We start from the raw sequence: 16,006 nt of genomic DNA, 5'->3' as shown, positions 1-16,006 counted from the left end.
TCTCATAGACATGCTCGCACAAGAAACGATCGTCGACGCTCTTAGAAACGTGATCGACCCCGAACTGAATGTGAACATCGTCGATCTCGGACTGGTCTACACGGTCCAATCGCGAGAAGACGAGGTCGACGTCGAGATGACCTTGACGACTCCCGCATGTCCGGCCGGCCCGGAAATCCTCCGGAACGCCGTCTCGGAACTGGAAAAGCTGGAGGGAGTTTCCAAGGCGAACGTGAAGCTGGTGATGTCGCCACCCTGGTCCCCCGACCGCATGAGCGACGCCGCTCGCGATGAGTTGGGCATCTTCTGATCCGGCTGAAGTCGACCCTTAAGATTCCTAACGCTCCTGCCCATTAATTCGAAAAGAGAGTGTCCGCGATGATCGATCCGGGGCTCGGAGTGTTTCAGGCCCGAAACAATGCTCCAGCCCATGTCGTTTCGCTGACACACCTGTGAGGATTTCTTAAACGATCGCATGACATCCGGGCTCGACTATGCATAATTGGGCCCATGGCAGAAATAAGAGTTATGGCGCCGATGCCTTCCAGGATGCGAACTCCCGTCGCTCTTTTTCATTCGTCGTGATCCGATTCATCCGACGGTCCTGTTCGAACCTGGATCGCCAGTGCGTCCGAGCGGAAGGTTTGAGAAGGGTAGCCGGAACTCTCGTCGGTTCTGCTAAGCGTCCAAATCGCACCGATCTCAGGATTCGAAGGGACTCCCGTTCGCGGGATGACGCTCCGTGGCACGGAAAAAAACATCGACAGTTCGCGTCAATGTCAAGGCGTCGATCTCCCGACGGCTTCGTGAGGTCCGCCAGGAACTGTTCGGCGAACATGGGGGCCCCGAGCTCGCCCGTCGCCTGAATCTGCCGGCACGCACCTGGTATAATTATGAGACAGGTGTGACGGTCCCGGCTGAGGTCCTCCTGTCATTTATCGATCAGACCGGTGCGAATCCCGTCTGGCTACTCTCCGGCGAAGGTGAGCGATATCGGAGAGATTCCGAATCGGCAACCCTCTCGGAACTCTCGCCGATCCAGTTAATCCGCCGCGGGCTCGAGAAGCTGGAGCAACAGCCGAACGAGGTGGTCGTGCTCTCGCCCGAGAGCTTACCGACGGATACCTCTTCCGATTTCGTAGCGGTGGCTCTGATCCCGATGGAGGATCTTGCCAACCGATCGATCAATCCCGATCGGGTTGAGGGCCATGTCCTGGCGTACCGCGAATGGCTCCCGCATCCCCGAGAAACGGTCGCGGTCCGGCTCGACGACGACTCGATGGCGCCGATCCTGCCGTCCGGCTCGGTCGTTGCCGTCGATCGCTCGATCCTCGACCCCCAGCGACTCCAGGGTAAGATGGTGGCCGCTTCTCCCGATCGGGTCCCGATGATCCGCTGGCTCGACCTGAGCGGACGCCATCTGATCTTCCGACCCAATCAGCCGAGCCGCGAACATCCTCTGATCCCGATGGAATTGGACGGGATGATCTCCGGCTCGATTCTCGGGCAGGTCGTCTGGTCCTGGAGCTGTTTCAACGCGAACGAGCCCTGATCTCGGCTCCACCGACCCGGCCTGGGCCGTCTTTCGATCCGTGCACGCTTGAACTCTTCCGTTTTTCCTTGCCAACGGTGGAACCAGCCGACATCCTGATTCCTTGACCGAGCGGCTTGGTCCCAAGCCGCCGGGCCGCCGCATTCAGGATCCCGTCATCGATCATGCCGCCTTCTCGCGCCTCGGCCTTCAGGCTGGATGTCCTCGTACAGCAGGCTTCCGAGCCCATCTTCTGGCTCGGCCCCGATCGTCGGATCTTGCAGGTGAATCGAGCCTGGGAGGAGTTGACCGGACATCGCGCCGAGGATGTGGTCGGTCTGGAGTGCAACGCACACGGACCCTCCCGCTCCGGTGAGCTCGTCGGCCTGGCGGGCAGCTTCAGTCCGCCGCCGGAAGCCCTTTCCGGTCGACCAAGCAGCACCGAAACCCTGATCTTTCAGGCCGGCGGAGGACGGCTCTGGAGGCGGATCGCCTTCTGGCCCTTCCACGACGAGCAGGGCGGAATCGGCGCGATCCTGGGACTGATTCACCCCCCGGACGAGCCGGCACTGGCACCCGAGTCCCAGGCCCACAAGCTTCGATGCGAATTGCTTCGACTCCGTGAACGCCTCATCGCTCGCCATGGTTCCGATATCCTCATCGGTCATGGGCCGGAACATCAAAGGCTCCTCCATCAGGTTGCCGCAGCCTCGATGACCGACGTCCCCGTGCTGATCGTGGGCGAGCCCGGCACGGGAAAACTCCTGACGGCCCGATCAATCCACCAGCGAGGTTCCCGTCGACAAGCTCCGATGCCAGTCTATGACTGCAAGGCCTTGCCCCCCGAAATCCTCGATCGCGAGTTATTCGGCCCCGCCTCGAATGATCCCGCCCGATCTCTGATCGCGCCCGAAGGTTCGACGATCCTGATCGGCGATATCCTGGATTTACCGCGTGACATCCAGGCGCGGCTCGCATCGACGATCGATGGTCCGGTTCGACTGATCGCCACGACGACGGGCGACCCCGATGCTGGATTTCGATCCGAACGCCTCCGCCCCGACTTCTACTACCTGATCTCGTCCTTGATCATTCGGATTCGCCCCCTCCGCGAACGGCTCGATGAGCTCCCGCTGCTGGCGCAGCATCTCCTGGAGAGGGCGAACCTGCGAGGAAATCACCAAAGGGTCGGCTTCAGCCCGGCCGCCCTGGATGCGTTGCTCGCCTATGACTGGCCCGGTAATCTTCGAGAACTCTCCCGGGTGATCGACGAAGCACACAATCGGGGTCATTCCGAGATGATCCAGCTCGATGATATTCCACCCGGGATCCGAGGTCATCGCGGTGGGGCATACAACCCACCCCCTCCCGGCGACCCCGTCTCGCTCAAGGATATGCTCGCCAATTATGAGCGGCGGTTGATCGAAAGGGCGCTCGATCGTTCCGGGAAAAATAAGTCGAGAGCGGCCAAGCTGCTCGGGATCAATCGCCCGTTGCTCTACCGGAGGATCAAGGAGCTGGGCATCCCCGACGAGTTTGCGACCGAGTCTGATGCAGACAAGAATGGAGCGGCTCAGGAAGGCGAGGGAGCCGAGTCCTGAGAACGGGATTGGTGGCGGGCGACTTCCCTTTTCTGGCTCCTTTTCAAGGAATTCTTCTTCGCTTTCCCGATTGGCCTCGATCTGGTAAGGTTCGCGGTCCCGGGACGGACCCAATCCAGACAGCACGGATGTGAGGCCTCGCGATGCGGATCTTCCTCTCCACCGGCGAGCCGAGCGGCGACCTTCACGCCGCGAACCTGATCCATTCCCTCAGGAAGATTCGCCCCGACGTCGAAGTCGTGGGCTTCGGCGGCCCGAAAATGGAGGCCGCCGGCGCGAAGTTGCTCTACCCGCTCGTCGACCTGGCGGTCATGTGGTTCGTCCGGGTCCTTCTGAACATCAACAAGTTCTTCAAGCTCCTCGACGACGCCGACCGCGAATTCATCGCAAATCGTCCCGACGCGGTGGTCCTGATCGATTATCCCGGTTTCCACTGGCACCTGGCTCGGCGCGCCAAAAAACACGGAATTCCGGTCATCTACTACGTCCCTCCGCAGATCTGGGCCTGGGCCGGGTGGAGGGTGGAGAAGGTCCGCAAGTTCGTCGACCACCTCCTTTGCAGCCTCCCCTTCGAGCCGGATTGGTATCGCGATCGAGGGATCGCAAACGCGGAATACGTCGGACATCCCTACTTCGACGAGTTGGCCGAACGGACGCTCGACGAGTCATTCATGGCCGAGATTGAGGCTCGATCCGGCCCGCTCTTGGCGATCCTCCCCGGTTCCCGGACCCAGGAGGTTACGCGGAACCTGCCGATCATGCTCAAGGCCGCGGCCAGGCTGGCGGCCGACCATCCCGAGACCCGATTTGCCGTCGCCTGCCTCCACAACAAACATCGCGAATTGGCCGTAAGACTTCTGGAGGAGTCGGGACTCGGCCTCGAAGTCGAGATTCATGCCGCGCGGACGCCCGAGCTGATCCGCGTGGCCGAAGTCGCCTGGGCGGTCTCCGGCTCGGTCGGGCTGGAGCTGATGGTCGAAGCCCTACCAACGGTGGTCCTCTACACAATCAAGCCTTTCGATCTCTGGGTAGCTCGCAAGTTCATCAAGTCGAAGTACATCAGCCTGGTGAACCTCCTGGCCGACGAAGAGGTGATGCCCGAGTACCTGACCCCCGTGGACGTCTCGGTGGAACTCGCCGAACACGCTGCTCGATGGCTGGACGACCCGGCCGAGCGCTGGAAAGCCTCGTCGAGACTGGCCGAGTTACGCGATCGGGTCGCCGTACCAGGGGCTTCGGATCGGGCAGCCGAGCGGATTGTCGAGGTGATCGCGGCTCGAACAGTCTCGACCGAAGGCCAGCATCCACTCCATCGTGGCCCGCACGACCCCTCGAAGGCTGGAGCCGACGCGAAGCTCGCCTGAATCAACGTCGCCGATGGCTTGATCGAGGGTTCGGAGGTCGGGTGACGGGTCCGGGGGTTGCATGCGATAATCGGTCCAGCCGATCCGCACGAGAGACCCCGACGAGCCCGATCCATGATGTCCGACACCTCGAAATTTCCCGCCAACCGACTCTCGGGCGAGACCAGTCCCTACTTGCTCCAGCATGCGCACAATCCGGTCGACTGGTTCCCCTGGGGACCCGAGGCCCTGGCGAAGGCGAAGTCCGAGGATCGGCCGATCTTCCTCTCGATCGGCTACTCGGCCTGCCACTGGTGCCATGTGATGGAGCGGGAGTGTTTCGAGAATCCCCAGATCGCTGCCCTGATGAACGAGCGATTCGTCAACATCAAGGTCGATCGCGAGGAGCGGCCCGACCTCGATAATCTCTACATGGCGGCCGTCCAGGCGATGACCGGGCATGGCGGCTGGCCGATGTCGGTATTCCTGACTCCGGATTTAAAGCCCTTTTATGGTGGAACCTACTATCCGCCCACCGACTCGCGAGGGATGCCCGGCTTCCCGCGTGTCCTCCTGAGCGTCGAGCGGGCCTGGCAGGAAAAGCGTGACGAGATCGTCCATTCCGCCGCCCAGATGACGGATCAGATCCTCTCGGCCGGCGAACTGCCGAGATCTGATGCGAACCTCGACTCGAAGCTGCTCGACAACGCGACCCGGGCCCTGGGTCGAGCCTTCGACCCCTTCCACGGTGGCTTCGGCTCGGCTCCCAAGTTCCCGCATCCGATGGACTTGCGTGTCCTCCTCCGACAGTATGCGCGGACCGGAGACGCCCACTCCCTGCATATGGCCCGGCACACGCTCGACAAGATGGCCCGGGGCGGGATCTACGACCACCTGGGCGGAGGCTTCGCCCGATACTCGACCGACGAGCGCTGGCTGGCCCCGCACTTCGAGAAGATGCTCTACGACAATGCCTTGCTGAGCACGGTTTATCTCGAAGCATTCCAGGTCACCCAGGATCCCGAATTTGCCCAGGTCGCTCGTGAGACCATGGATTACATCCTCGGTCGGATGACAGGGGAAGAGGGTGCCTTCTACTCGACCGAGGACGCCGACAGTGAGGGTGAGGAGGGGAAATTCTACGTCTGGAACCTGGCCGAAGTCCTCGAGGTGCTCGGTCCCGAACGAGGCAAGGAATTCGCCTATGTCTATGACGTGACCGAGTCGGGAAACTGGGAGCACAAGTCGATCCTGAACCTGCCCAAGACGCTCGGCCAGGCCGCCAAGATCCTCGGACGGGATGAGGATTCGTTGAGGGCGGAATTGGCCCTCGACCGGGCGAAGCTCCTGGAGGCCCGGGAGCGTCGGATTCCCCCGGGCAAGGATACGAAGGTCCTGACCTCGTGGAATGGCCTGATGCTGGCCGCACTCGCCGAAGGCTCGCTGATCCTGAATGAGCCGAGCTATGCCGAGGCCGCTCGCCGAGCCGCCGGGTTCTTGCTCGACACCATGAGGACGGACGAAGGCCGGCTCCTCCACAGCTTCAAGGACGGACAGGCACGGTTCAACGGTTATCTCGACGACTATGCCAACCTGATCGACGGCCTGACCAGGCTCTTCGAGGCGACCGGCGAGGCTCGATGGATCGCGGCGGCTCTCGACCTTTCCCAGGTCATGATCGACGAGTTCCACGACTCCGAGAAGGGTGGGTTCTTCTACACGGGGCGGAGTCACGAGGAATTGATCGTTCGGCAGAAGGACGCCTACGACAACGCGACCCCCTCCGGGAACGCGATGGCGGCGACTGCGCTGGCTCGACTGGCCGCCTTGACCGGTCGGGGCGACCTGGGCGACCTGGCTCGATCGACCCTCCAGACGGTCCAGATCCTGATGGAGAAGGCACCGACGGCCGCCGGGCAGAGCCTCGTGGCGCTTGATTATCTTCTGGCCAGCTCGAAGGAGTTCGCGGTGATCTCCGGGGGCAACCCCGACGAGCTAAGCCGGGCCCTCGTGGCCATTCACGAGCCGTTCCTTCCTCACAAGGTCGTCGCTCCCTCGACCGGCCCGGTTTCCGAGGAAATGGTCGGGCTGGTTCCCCTCCTGGCGGATCGACCAGCACGCGCGGGGAGGGTCACTACCTACATCTGCGAGGGGTTCGCTTGCCAGGCTCCGCTGGTCGGGATCGAGGCCTTGCGGAATTCGCTCTCAAGGTGAGCTTCCGTTGGGTCGGGACCTCAGAGATCCTCGGTCGGGGTCCCGACCATCCTAGACTTGCTCGGCGACTCGCCGAAGGGGAAGAAGGCGGCCAGGAGCAGGATCGCCCCGAACGCCTTGGCCACGGGCTGGGCGACAGCGTCGGTCTCGCGAGCATGGCTGGGAGGAGCGGCCATGATGCTGAACCCCCAGATGACGGCAACCGCCCTCAAGACCATCCTTACCGGACCCAATCGGCTCCCGCCGGATCGAGCCTCGGGCCTGGACTCCGGCGCCGCGTAAGGATTCGGCTCGAGCATGGTCACTCGTCTCCTGGGTCAGACCGGCAGCGAATCGAGTGATTTTGAGCTTAACCGAATCTTCCGGAACAGGTCCACCCCCGATCGGGAAGCCGGCCGCCCTGTCGCGACTTGCCCCGGCCCGCGATGTAAGACTACAGTAAATAGAGACGATGGCGTGAAGACCCACCCTCCGCCCGGGGTCGTTGCGCCATTTTGTTCCATACGTCCGCCGGTAGACGCCCAGGAGGGTTTCGACTCATGCCTCGACGGAATCTGTATGCGATCGTGATGGTCGGTGCCCTGTCGATGCTTTGCTGGCAGGTCAGCCAGGGAGCCCGTCCCAAGGATGACGTCTCGGAGATGTACGGCGTTTTCGTCGACGCGGTCGAGCAGGTCCAGCAGAATTACGTCCGGCCGGTCTCTCGCAAGGAGTTGATGGAGAGCGCCCTGAAGGGAATGCTCTCGAATCTCGACCCCCACTCGGCCTACATCAACACGGCGGACTGGAAGTCATTCAAGCGGCAGATCGAAGGGAAATTCGGCGGGGTCGGCATGACCGTCGAGGTGGATGGGGATACCAAACGTCTCCAGGTGATCGCCCCGATGGTCGGGACGCCGGCCTACGCCGCCGGGGTCCTCGCCAGTGACCTGATCCTGGACATCGACGGCACCTCGACCGAGGGGCTTACGATCGAGAAGGCCGTCGAGCTGCTCCAGGGACAGCCCGGTACTCCGGTGAAGCTGAATGTCCTCCATGAAGGGGCCGACAAGCCCGAGGTCCTCACCCTGAACCGGGCGATCATCGAGATCCCCAGCGTCATGGGCGATCGGCGTAAGCCGAACGATGAATGGGACTTCATGCTCGACCATGACAAGAAGATTGGCTACATCCGGATCACGAATTTCATCTCCGACACCGCCGAGAATGTCAAAGACGCCCTCGAATCGCTCAAGAAGGACGGGATGAAGGCTCTGGTCCTCGACCTACGCGACGACCCGGGCGGTCTGCTTAGTGCTGCGGTCGAGATCTCGGATTTGTTCGTGGAGGAAGGCAAGATCGTCAGCACTCGCGGGCGCAACACGACCGAGAAGACCTTCGAGGCCCACAAGGAGGGGACCTACACCGGCTTCCCGATGGTGGTCCTGGTCAATCACAACTCGGCCTCGGCGTCCGAAATTCTCTCGGCCTGCCTCCAGGATCATGACCGCGCCCTGGTCCTGGGCGAGCGGTCCTACGGTAAGGGGTCGGTCCAGAACATCCTCGACCTCGAAGACGGGAACAGCGTGCTCAAGCTGACCGTCGCGACCTACTGGCGACCCTCGGGCAAGAACATCCACCGGTTCCCGAACGCCAAGGACACGGACGAATGGGGCGTCTCGCCCAGTCCCGGCCTGGAAATGAAGCTCTCCCGCGAGGATTACCATGACTGGTTCCTCGGCCGACGAGATCGCGATTTCCTCTCCAGCCGGAACAAGCCCAAGCCCGAGGAGGCGAACAAGGACGAAAAGGACAAGAAGAAGCCTTTCGTCGACAAGCAACTCGACAAGGCCGTGTCCGTCCTGGTAGAGAAGTTGGAAGGCAAATAGCCCTTCAACTCGAGGAGGCGATCCGTCGTGCACAAGGAACCGACGCCTTCGAATTGTCCCGTCTGCGGCGGATCTCAGGTCGCCGCGATCTTGTATGGGCTCGTCGATCTTGGCGAGCCCGTCAGCCATGACCTGGATGCGGGCAGGGTCGTCCTCGGCGGCTGCTCCACCTTCGAGGAGAGCCCCGAGTGGCACTGCCTCGATTGCGAACATGAATGGGGATTGATCGACTGTCCGGAAAGCCAATGGGTCGATTATTAACCGGCCTTCCCTCGACCCACCCCACGATGTAAATGCTCCTTCTCGCGATCGAAACCACTTGCGACGAGACCGGCGCCGCCATCCTGGAAGGGACTCCGGGGGTTGGCGTCCCTTCCATTCGTTCCAGCGTCGTGGCCTCCCAGATCGACATCCACGAGAGGTTCGGGGGGGTCGTCCCCGAGATCGCCGCGCGCGAGCACGTCCGGCAAATCCTGCCGGTGATCGAAGAGGCACTCCATCGCGCCGGTGTCACCCTCGGTGAGATTGGCGCGGTGGCCGTGGCCGTCATGCCGGGACTGGTGGGGGCACTGGTCGTGGGCCTCACCGCGGGCAAGACGCTCGCAATGACGCTGGGCGTCCCCCTGATTGCGGTCGATCACCTCGAAGGGCATCTCTACGCCTGCCAGCTGGCCCATCCCGATCGCGAGGCCTATCCCTGCGTGGGCCTGGTCGTTTCGGGGGGCCATACCAGCCTCTATGATTGCAGAGGTCCGATCGAGTCGGAATTGCTGGGCGGGACGATCGATGACGCTGCGGGCGAGGCCTTCGACAAGGTCGCCAGCCTTCTCGGGCTGGGTTATCCCGGAGGGCCGGGGATCGAGCGGGCGGCGCGGGCGGGAGATCCCGCAGCCTTCGCCTTTCCGCGAACCTTCCTGAAGGACGAACGCCTGGAATTCAGCTTCTCGGGACTCAAGACGGCCGTACTCTACGCGTTGAAGGGGAAGGATGCCCGCTCAACCGGACAGCCGCCGCCCGAGCGACTGGTGGCCGACCTGGCCGCCAGCTTCCAGGAAGCCGTGATCGACGTCCTGGTCGCCAAGGCCGAACAGGCCCTGGAGCGGTCGAGCTATGCTCGACTGGGCGTGGGTGGCGGCGTGGTCGTCAATGCACGATTCCGCGAGCGGATCGGCGCGATGGCCGCTGGTCGAGGGGTCGAACTATTCCTGCCGCCCGTCTCGCTCTGCACCGACAACGCGGCGATGGCCGGGATCGCGCTGGCCAAGCTGGCCGCCGGTCAAGTGGCCGGGCTCGACGCCGACGTCAAGCCCGGTCTCGTCAGGCCACCTCGCTAATGTGGCCCCAATCGCTTGAGGGTATCGGTCGCACCCCGTTCCCGAACCGGTCCGAGGAACGATCGCTGCTGGCGATCGAGCCGGTGGCGACGCTCGAGGGCTCGAGCCTGCTCGTCGGGGACGCCGGGGAGCGTCGGGACGGATCGGATTGGGATACTGGCGTTCGTGCCTTCGTAGTACATGGCAAGCCTCGCTTCTCCGGGATCGGGAAGGATCGGGCGGCCGTGACTTCCCTCTCGATATTTGTACGTTCCAGATCCTTGGTATGATCGAAATTGGGGCGATCCATCGACCGATCGAACGGAAGGACGAAGTCCCGGGGAAGAATCCAAGACCATGACCAGAATTGTCGGATGGGGGGATATTGATGGAATCGTCCTGGACGCCGTGGGGACTTTAATCGACCCGAAACCTGCGGTGGCGGAAGCCTATGCGGCGGCCGCGTTCCGGCAAGGATTGGTGGTCGACGTGGCCGAGGTCAAGCGTCGGTTTGGCCTGTACTTCCGGAACGACGAGGTGGACGAGCAAATCGGCCCGCTGGCGACCGACGAAGCGATCGAGCGTCGCCGATGGCGAAGGATTGTCGCGAACGTCCTGCCCGACTTGCCGGACCTGGACCGAGGCTTCGAGGAACTCTGGGATCACTTCGGAAGTCCCCAGGCCTGGCGTTGCTTCCCCGACGTCGGCCCCGCGCTGTCCGCGATCCGGCGGGCGGGCGTGCCGGTCCGGATCGCCTCCAACTTCGACGGTCGTCTCCGATCCGTGGCCTCCGGACTCCCGGAACTGGCCGAATTCGTCTCCCCGCTGATCATCTCCTCGGAGGTGGGGCATCGGAAGCCGCATCCGGCCTTCTATCGGGCGGCCTGCGAGAGCCTTGGCCTCCCTGTCGATCGGGTCCTCTGCATCGGCGACGACCCCGAGAACGACGTCCTCGGGGCCGAACGGGCGGGCCTCCGAGGGCTCTTACTGGATCGCGACGACCGGAGACCGGCCGGGATCTCATCGATCCCCGACCTCTTCGCTCTGGAAAGGTTGGTCGGTGGACGGGGAGCCTGATCATTCGAGGAGGCCCGGCTCCCCGCGGAGGTTCGGGGCCGATTCGTCTGTGCGAGGCTATTGCTTCGCCCCTCCGATCGGCCTATCTTGCGTTCAGTGTCCCATGTCGGACGCGTGGGAGTGTCCTGCCGATGCCCGCCAATCTACCCCCCCAGTATACGAAGGCCGAGGAGGATTACCGCCGGGCCACTTCACCGGCCGATCGACTGGAAGCCCTCCGGGAACTTTTTCGGCTCCTTCCCAAGCATAAAGGGACCGAAAAGCTCCAATCCGACCTGAAGACCAAGATCAGCAGGGCTCGCGACGAGATCGAGACTTCCAAATCCGGCGGGAAGAAGGGAGGGGTCTCGTATCGAGTCCCTCGCGAAGGCGCCGGTCAGGTTGTCCTGGTGGGGGCCGCCAACGTCGGCAAGAGCGCGATCCTGGCCGGCCTCACCAACGCCCGGCCCGAGATCGCCCCGTACCCTTTCACCACTCGGACACCCCAGCCGGGGATGGTTGAACATCTCGATATCCGATATCAACTGGTCGATCTCCCCCCCGTCACCGCCGAGTTCTTCGAGCCCTGGATGCCCGGGGTGATCCGGTCGGCCGACGCGGCCCTCTTCGTGGTCGACCTGGGAGATGACGACCTGATCGATGCCGCCGAAGTGGTCCTGAGCCGGCTGGCCGCGGCACACATCGAACTGGTCGGCGAACTTCCCTTCGATTCGGAAGACGAGATGACGCGTCACGTCCGGACCACGATCATCGCCAACAAGGTCGACGTCGACGGGGCGCGAGACCGGCTGGCAATCCTCCGCGAGTGGTACGGAGAGAGATTTCCGATCATCGGGGCCTCGGCCTCGGGCGGTGGGGACCTGGACTCTGTCCGGTCGGAAGGATACGATATGTTAGGTGTTATCCGGGTTTACACGAAAGTCCCGGGAAGACCGGCCGATCGCTCGCATCCCTTCACCGTCCCGATCGGAAGCACGGTCCTTGAATTGGCCCGCGAGGTCCATCGCGACTTCGAGCAATCACTCAAATTCGCCAAGGTCTGGGGCTCGGGGGCCTTTGAGGGTCAAACCGTCCGTCGAGACCACGAACTCCGGGATGTGGACGTCGTGGAACTCCACGCCTGATTCCCGGGTCGATTTCAAGGGCCAGGATTGACCTCGCCCGAGCGGAGAGTCGTCGATGCCCACGGCATTGATCGTCGAGGATGACCCCGACCAGGCCGAGATGGCGGCCCGGTTGCTCCGCTACCGAAACTTCGATTCCGACATCGCCTCGACCGGCACGGTTGGGCTATCGATGGCCCGGTCGCTCAAGCCGGACGTGGTCCTGCTCGACCTGATGCTGCCCGACACGACCGGATTCGACGTCTGCCGCGATCTTCGGTCGGATCGCGAGACGATGCTCACCCCGGTGGTGATGCTGACGGCCCTGGGCGACGCCCTGAATCGTCGGAGGGGCTATCGAGTTGGTGCCAATGCCTACGTCTCCAAGCCGTACGGCGCCGAGGAACTTTTCGAGGCGATCGCCGAGGCCCGGGCCTGGCGGGAACGGATGGTCGAGGGCCGAATTCGGGGCGAGATCCACGTCCAGATGAACAGCGAAGTGGCCTTCCTCAAGGAAGTCAACGAATTCTTGATGAGCGTCACGCTGGCGATCCCCTTCACCCACGAGCAAGTCCTCAGCCTCAGGCAAGCCCTCCTCGAAATGTGCCAGAACGCGATCGAGTGGGGCAATCGCCACCGGTCCGAACAGTTGGTCGACATCACTTATCGGATCCATTCCGACCGGGTCGAGATCGTGATCCGGGATCAAGGCCAAGGGTTCGACAAGTCGAAATTGGCTCATGCCGCCTCGGCCGATGATCCGATCGCACACATGGGAGTTCGCGAGAAGTTGGGCCTCCGCGAGGGGGGCTTCGGCCTGTTGATCACCAACGGGATGGTCGATGAAATGCGGCACAACGAGACCGGCAACGAGGTCACGCTGATCAAACGCTTCCAGCCCGATGGGCCGGACGTGCGATGAGCCTTGTCGAGGTCACGCCGCGAATGAAAGTCCACCGTCCGACGTTCGTTGTGGTCGACGATGAGCCGGAAGTGCTCCGATCGCTGCACGACCTGTTCCGGCTGGAATACCGCGTCTTGACCTTCGAGCGGCCGACCGAGGCCCTCTCGGCCTTGAGTCGAGAGACCGAGGTCGACGTGATCATGTCCGATCAGCGGATGCCCGAGATGAGCGGTGTCCGATTCCTGGAGGCCGCCAGCGGCCTTCATCCGGACGCAACCCGACTCCTCATCACGGGCTACGCCGATATCAAGGCCGTGATCGACGCCATCAATCGGGGTCACGTCTTTCGCTACGTGACCAAGCCCTGGGACGCCGATGAACTGGCCGCGATCCTACATCAGGCCGTCGAACGGCACAAACTGATCGCCGAGAAGAACCGATTGCTCCTCGAGCTCAAGGCGAGCAATGCCCAACTGGTCGAGGCCAATCGGCTCAAGGGTAAATTCATGGAGGTGATCAGCCACGAGCTGAATACGCCGGTAACCGTGGTCCTGGGTCTGACCGAACTCTGGAAATTGACCCAGTCCGACTGCGCCTCTCCCGCGGAGCGAACCTGGGTCGAGAGGATCCACGTCGCGGGGACTCGGCTAGCCTCGACCGTCGATCGGATGCTCAAGCTCCTCAAGGCCAATCGGCTGGCACCCACCCTCAATTACGAAATCGTCGAACTCGCCCCTCTGATCCGTCAGGCCGTAGACCAGCTTCGGCCATTCCTGGAAGCCAGAAACCAGGAGATCCAATTCGAGATCGATCCATTCCTGGGTTCGGCCAGCGTCGACAGAACGAAGATCTTCGAGATCCTGACCAACCTGATCGTCAACGCCATCAAGTTCACGCCCGATGCGGGGACGATCTCGATCGAGGCCCGGCCCGTCGAGTCCGACCGGGTCCTGATCCGGGTCAAGGACCAGGGCGCGGGGATCGATCCCGGAGATTGCTCGCACCTCTTCGAGCCCTTCTTCACCGGGAACGATACGTTGCATCATTCTTCGGGTGATTACCAGTTCGGCAAACGAGGGATGGGACTGGGACTCTGCTTGGTCAAGACCTACGTCGAGCTCCACGGAGGAGCCGCGGAAGTCGAAACCGCACCGGGCTTCGGATCGACCTTTTCCGTGACTCTCCCACGCAATCTCGCTGAGGTACCTAAGGGCGAATTGGACTCAGAAGTCGACCGATCCGCAAGTCGGGTCGAGTCGCGAGTCATCGGTCCTTAATCGCCGGGTGGCAGGATCGGGGTGGTCCCTTCGGTCTGCTGACTCAGGTAATTCCTGAGGTAGCGGGGGAAGGTGGGCAAGCCCGACTCATCCCAGGACTGTTCGATCTGTACCTTGAGCCGCTGATTCTCGGCCTGAAGGGCCATGAAAGCCTCGGCATCCGGGGCCGAGGGGTCGATGGCCAGCACATGGTCATGCGTGTTCACTGAGAGCAAGAAGCCGTCTGGGCAATCCCACGCCTGGATCTGGAGTTTCATGTGCGGGTAACGCGCGTTGCCTAATCGGAGAGCATAGATCGGTTGCTCACTCGGGATCTTCCCGACTCGCTCGAAGGGCGGGCCCGAAAGCAAGGTGGAGGGATCGATTCCGGGCTCCCACACCAGCCTCCTCCGGACCGAAGTGGGAGGTTCGGCGTCCCCGTAGGCGATCTGGAGATAAATCTCGATCGCCCGCCGCAGCAGGTCGATCCGAAGCCCCTGGAAGTGGGGCGATTGGTCGACTCCGGGCGAATCCATGGCCGATTTCCCGAGTAAAGGCGTCTGGGTTAGGAATTGTCCAGCCGCGCCTCCTGCGGCTGGTATTCGACAAGACTATGATAAGCCTGAGTACCACTCGAGGCCATGCCGATCCCTCGGAAACCTTCGTGAAAACCGATCCGACTCAGCCCGCCGACTCCATCGTGATGACCATCGACTCCGACTTACCGTGCCCCAGGACCCTCAGTCCCGCATCGACACCCCGCGCCTGAAGATTGATCGCGTCGGTCGTCTGCGTATAGGGCTCCACCGCGATCAGGGTCCCCTCGCCGAAGGGGGGGGTGAAAACGACGATCTCACGGAAATGACGGTCGAACCCCAGCCGGAACTCGGCTCCGAGTTCCTCATCGATCAGCCGGCAGACGCAATGATCCCCCTGAAAAATGACGCCAGTGAGGACGTCGTCGAGCTTCTGGCCCGCCATCGACTGTCCTTCCCGATAGTCGAGCCGGGCGTCGACCGGGCTGCGTTCACCGGTCGGTAGATTCCCGTCAATCGGCCAGTATTCCGAGGCCGGAATCACCACCTTCCCGTACTTCGGATCCTTAGAGGCGAAGGGGATTCGGAAGTAGGGGTGGATACCGAAGCCGTAGGGTAATTCCTGGTCCGTCGGATTCGTGACGGTGATCGTCATCGTCAGCTTTCGACCCGAAAGGGCGTAGCGAACTTCGAGCACAGCATCGGCGGGCCAGTTCGGCCGCATCTCCGGCGCATCCTCCGTCAGGTGAAATCGGCCGACCAGGAAGGATTCGTTCTCCGAGGCTCCTTGTTCGACAACCGTCCAGTCTGCCGCGATCGCGAAACCGTGAATCGTGTGAGGCTTCCCGCCCAGCGGGAGCTCGTAAGACTTCCCGCCGAACGAGTATTTCCCATCCCTGATCCGGTTCGGGAATGGAAACAGGATGGGAGTTCCGTTCCGCCCGGGGCTGGTCGGATTGGACGCGAAGTCGTCGGCCGCCACGATGATCTGGCGGACCTCCCCACCGGCCGGCAATCGGAGGTCGAAGAGGTTGAACCCGTAGGACGGCAGAATCGAGGCCGAGGCCCCGCTCGACTCGTCTCGGAGGGTATAGACGGTCCGACCGCCGTGGTCCTTGGTCTCGACTCGGTGCGACATGGGACGATCCCTTCGGTGAGGATTGCGCAAGGCCGGAGTGTTCGGGCGGTCCTTATTCGACCCGCGAAGGCGGCGGATTGCAAACGCCCGGGCGTTGCGTAAGATCGATTTCCTCGATCGTA

At 62.6% G+C, this 16,006-nt stretch carries 15 protein-coding genes; 12 read left to right on the top strand and 3 right to left on the bottom strand.

The genetic code is table 11. The features are described 5' to 3' along the window. The first annotated feature begins 10 nt into the window (after positions 1-10). The 5 genes from P12x_RS08715 to P12x_RS08695 all read left to right on the top strand — a co-directional run bounded on the left by P12x_RS08715 (position 11) and on the right by P12x_RS08695 (position 6,689). Positions 11-310: a metal-sulfur cluster assembly factor gene (locus P12x_RS08715; RefSeq protein WP_435010473.1), complete on the top strand. Its 300-nt coding sequence runs from the start codon at positions 11-13 to the stop codon at positions 308-310. Positions 311-742: 432 nt separating this feature from the next. Next, positions 743-1,552, top strand: a complete 810-nt coding sequence (locus tag P12x_RS08710; protein WP_435010472.1) for a helix-turn-helix domain-containing protein — start codon at positions 743-745, stop codon at positions 1,550-1,552. Positions 1,553-1,716: 164 nt separating this feature from the next. Next, positions 1,717-3,132, top strand: coding sequence for a sigma 54-interacting transcriptional regulator (locus P12x_RS08705; protein ID WP_435010471.1), 1,416 nt, complete (start codon positions 1,717-1,719; stop codon positions 3,130-3,132). Positions 3,133-3,275: 143 nt separating this feature from the next. Next, positions 3,276-4,496 (top strand): lipid-A-disaccharide synthase, encoded by a 1,221-nt coding sequence (lpxB, locus tag P12x_RS08700; protein WP_435010470.1) that lies wholly within the window; start codon positions 3,276-3,278, stop codon positions 4,494-4,496. 114 nt (positions 4,497-4,610) lie between these two features. Further along, positions 4,611-6,689 (top strand): thioredoxin domain-containing protein, encoded by a 2,079-nt coding sequence (locus tag P12x_RS08695; RefSeq protein WP_435010469.1) that lies wholly within the window; start codon positions 4,611-4,613, stop codon positions 6,687-6,689. 20 nt (positions 6,690-6,709) lie between these two features. Here the strand turns inward: P12x_RS08695 and P12x_RS08690 are convergent, their stop codons facing one another. Continuing rightward, complete coding sequence (locus tag P12x_RS08690) at positions 6,710-6,988, bottom strand: hypothetical protein (protein ID WP_435010468.1); 279 nt, start codon at positions 6,986-6,988, stop codon at positions 6,710-6,712. 240 nt (positions 6,989-7,228) lie between these two features. Here P12x_RS08690 and P12x_RS08685 point away from each other — a divergent pair, with 240 nt between their 5' ends. The 7 genes from P12x_RS08685 to P12x_RS08655 all read left to right on the top strand — a co-directional run bounded on the left by P12x_RS08685 (position 7,229) and on the right by P12x_RS08655 (position 14,231). Beyond that, complete coding sequence (locus P12x_RS08685) at positions 7,229-8,557, top strand: S41 family peptidase (RefSeq protein ID WP_435010467.1); 1,329 nt, start codon at positions 7,229-7,231, stop codon at positions 8,555-8,557. Between the two features lie 27 nt (positions 8,558-8,584). Next, a complete protein-coding gene (locus P12x_RS08680; protein ID WP_435010466.1) occupies positions 8,585-8,818 on the top strand; it encodes a hypothetical protein in 234 nt (77 codons plus the stop codon). Positions 8,819-8,850: 32 nt separating this feature from the next. Continuing rightward, positions 8,851-9,891: a tRNA (adenosine(37)-N6)-threonylcarbamoyltransferase complex transferase subunit TsaD gene (gene tsaD, locus P12x_RS08675; protein ID WP_435010465.1), complete on the top strand. Its 1,041-nt coding sequence runs from the start codon at positions 8,851-8,853 to the stop codon at positions 9,889-9,891. Between the two features lie 336 nt (positions 9,892-10,227). Then, complete coding sequence (locus P12x_RS08670; RefSeq protein ID WP_435010464.1) at positions 10,228-10,947, top strand: HAD family hydrolase; 720 nt, start codon at positions 10,228-10,230, stop codon at positions 10,945-10,947. 131 nt (positions 10,948-11,078) lie between these two features. Continuing rightward, positions 11,079-12,071, top strand: coding sequence for a GTPase (locus P12x_RS08665; RefSeq protein ID WP_435010463.1), 993 nt, complete (start codon positions 11,079-11,081; stop codon positions 12,069-12,071). A gap of 55 nt (positions 12,072-12,126) precedes the next feature. Then, on the top strand, positions 12,127-12,972 hold the full coding sequence (locus tag P12x_RS08660; RefSeq protein ID WP_435010462.1) for a response regulator: 846 nt from the start codon (positions 12,127-12,129) through the stop codon (positions 12,970-12,972). Positions 12,973-12,995: 23 nt separating this feature from the next. Further along, a complete protein-coding gene (locus P12x_RS08655) occupies positions 12,996-14,231 on the top strand; it encodes an ATP-binding protein (protein ID WP_435010461.1) in 1,236 nt (411 codons plus the stop codon). Here P12x_RS08655 and P12x_RS08650 read toward each other — a convergent pair. After that, entirely contained in the window at positions 14,228-14,746 is a 519-nt protein-coding gene (locus P12x_RS08650) for a hypothetical protein (protein ID WP_435010460.1), read from the bottom strand. The genes P12x_RS08655 and P12x_RS08650 overlap by 4 nt on opposite strands. 145 nt (positions 14,747-14,891) lie before the next feature. Continuing rightward, entirely contained in the window at positions 14,892-15,884 is a 993-nt protein-coding gene (locus P12x_RS08645; RefSeq protein WP_435010459.1) for an aldose 1-epimerase, read from the bottom strand. Between the last annotated feature and the right edge of the window lie 122 nt (positions 15,885-16,006).

The sequence above is a fragment of the Tundrisphaera lichenicola genome (assembly GCF_051175385.1).
Taxonomy (GTDB): Bacteria; Planctomycetota; Planctomycetia; order Isosphaerales; family Isosphaeraceae; genus Tundrisphaera; species Tundrisphaera lichenicola.
This window is presented reverse-complemented; position numbering and strand designations above follow the sequence as displayed.

Coding starts and splice junctions, on each gene's coding strand:
- P12x_RS08660 (WP_435010462.1), top strand. CDS start 12,127: ATGCCCACGGCATTGATCGTCGAGGATGACCCCGACCAGGCCGAGATG.
- lpxB (WP_435010470.1), top strand. CDS start 3,276: ATGCGGATCTTCCTCTCCACCGGCGAGCCGAGCGGCGACCTTCACGCC.
- P12x_RS08715 (WP_435010473.1), top strand. CDS start 11: ATGCTCGCACAAGAAACGATCGTCGACGCTCTTAGAAACGTGATCGAC.
- P12x_RS08690 (WP_435010468.1), bottom strand. CDS start 6,988: ATGCTCGAGCCGAATCCTTACGCGGCGCCGGAGTCCAGGCCCGAGGCT.
- P12x_RS08665 (WP_435010463.1), top strand. CDS start 11,079: ATGCCCGCCAATCTACCCCCCCAGTATACGAAGGCCGAGGAGGATTAC.
- P12x_RS08685 (WP_435010467.1), top strand. CDS start 7,229: ATGCCTCGACGGAATCTGTATGCGATCGTGATGGTCGGTGCCCTGTCG.
- P12x_RS08670 (WP_435010464.1), top strand. CDS start 10,228: ATGACCAGAATTGTCGGATGGGGGGATATTGATGGAATCGTCCTGGAC.
- tsaD (WP_435010465.1), top strand. CDS start 8,851: ATGCTCCTTCTCGCGATCGAAACCACTTGCGACGAGACCGGCGCCGCC.
- P12x_RS08655 (WP_435010461.1), top strand. CDS start 12,996: ATGAAAGTCCACCGTCCGACGTTCGTTGTGGTCGACGATGAGCCGGAA.
- P12x_RS08705 (WP_435010471.1), top strand. CDS start 1,717: ATGCCGCCTTCTCGCGCCTCGGCCTTCAGGCTGGATGTCCTCGTACAG.
- P12x_RS08650 (WP_435010460.1), bottom strand. CDS start 14,746: ATGGATTCGCCCGGAGTCGACCAATCGCCCCACTTCCAGGGGCTTCGG.
- P12x_RS08695 (WP_435010469.1), top strand. CDS start 4,611: ATGATGTCCGACACCTCGAAATTTCCCGCCAACCGACTCTCGGGCGAG.
- P12x_RS08645 (WP_435010459.1), bottom strand. CDS start 15,884: ATGTCGCACCGAGTCGAGACCAAGGACCACGGCGGTCGGACCGTCTAT.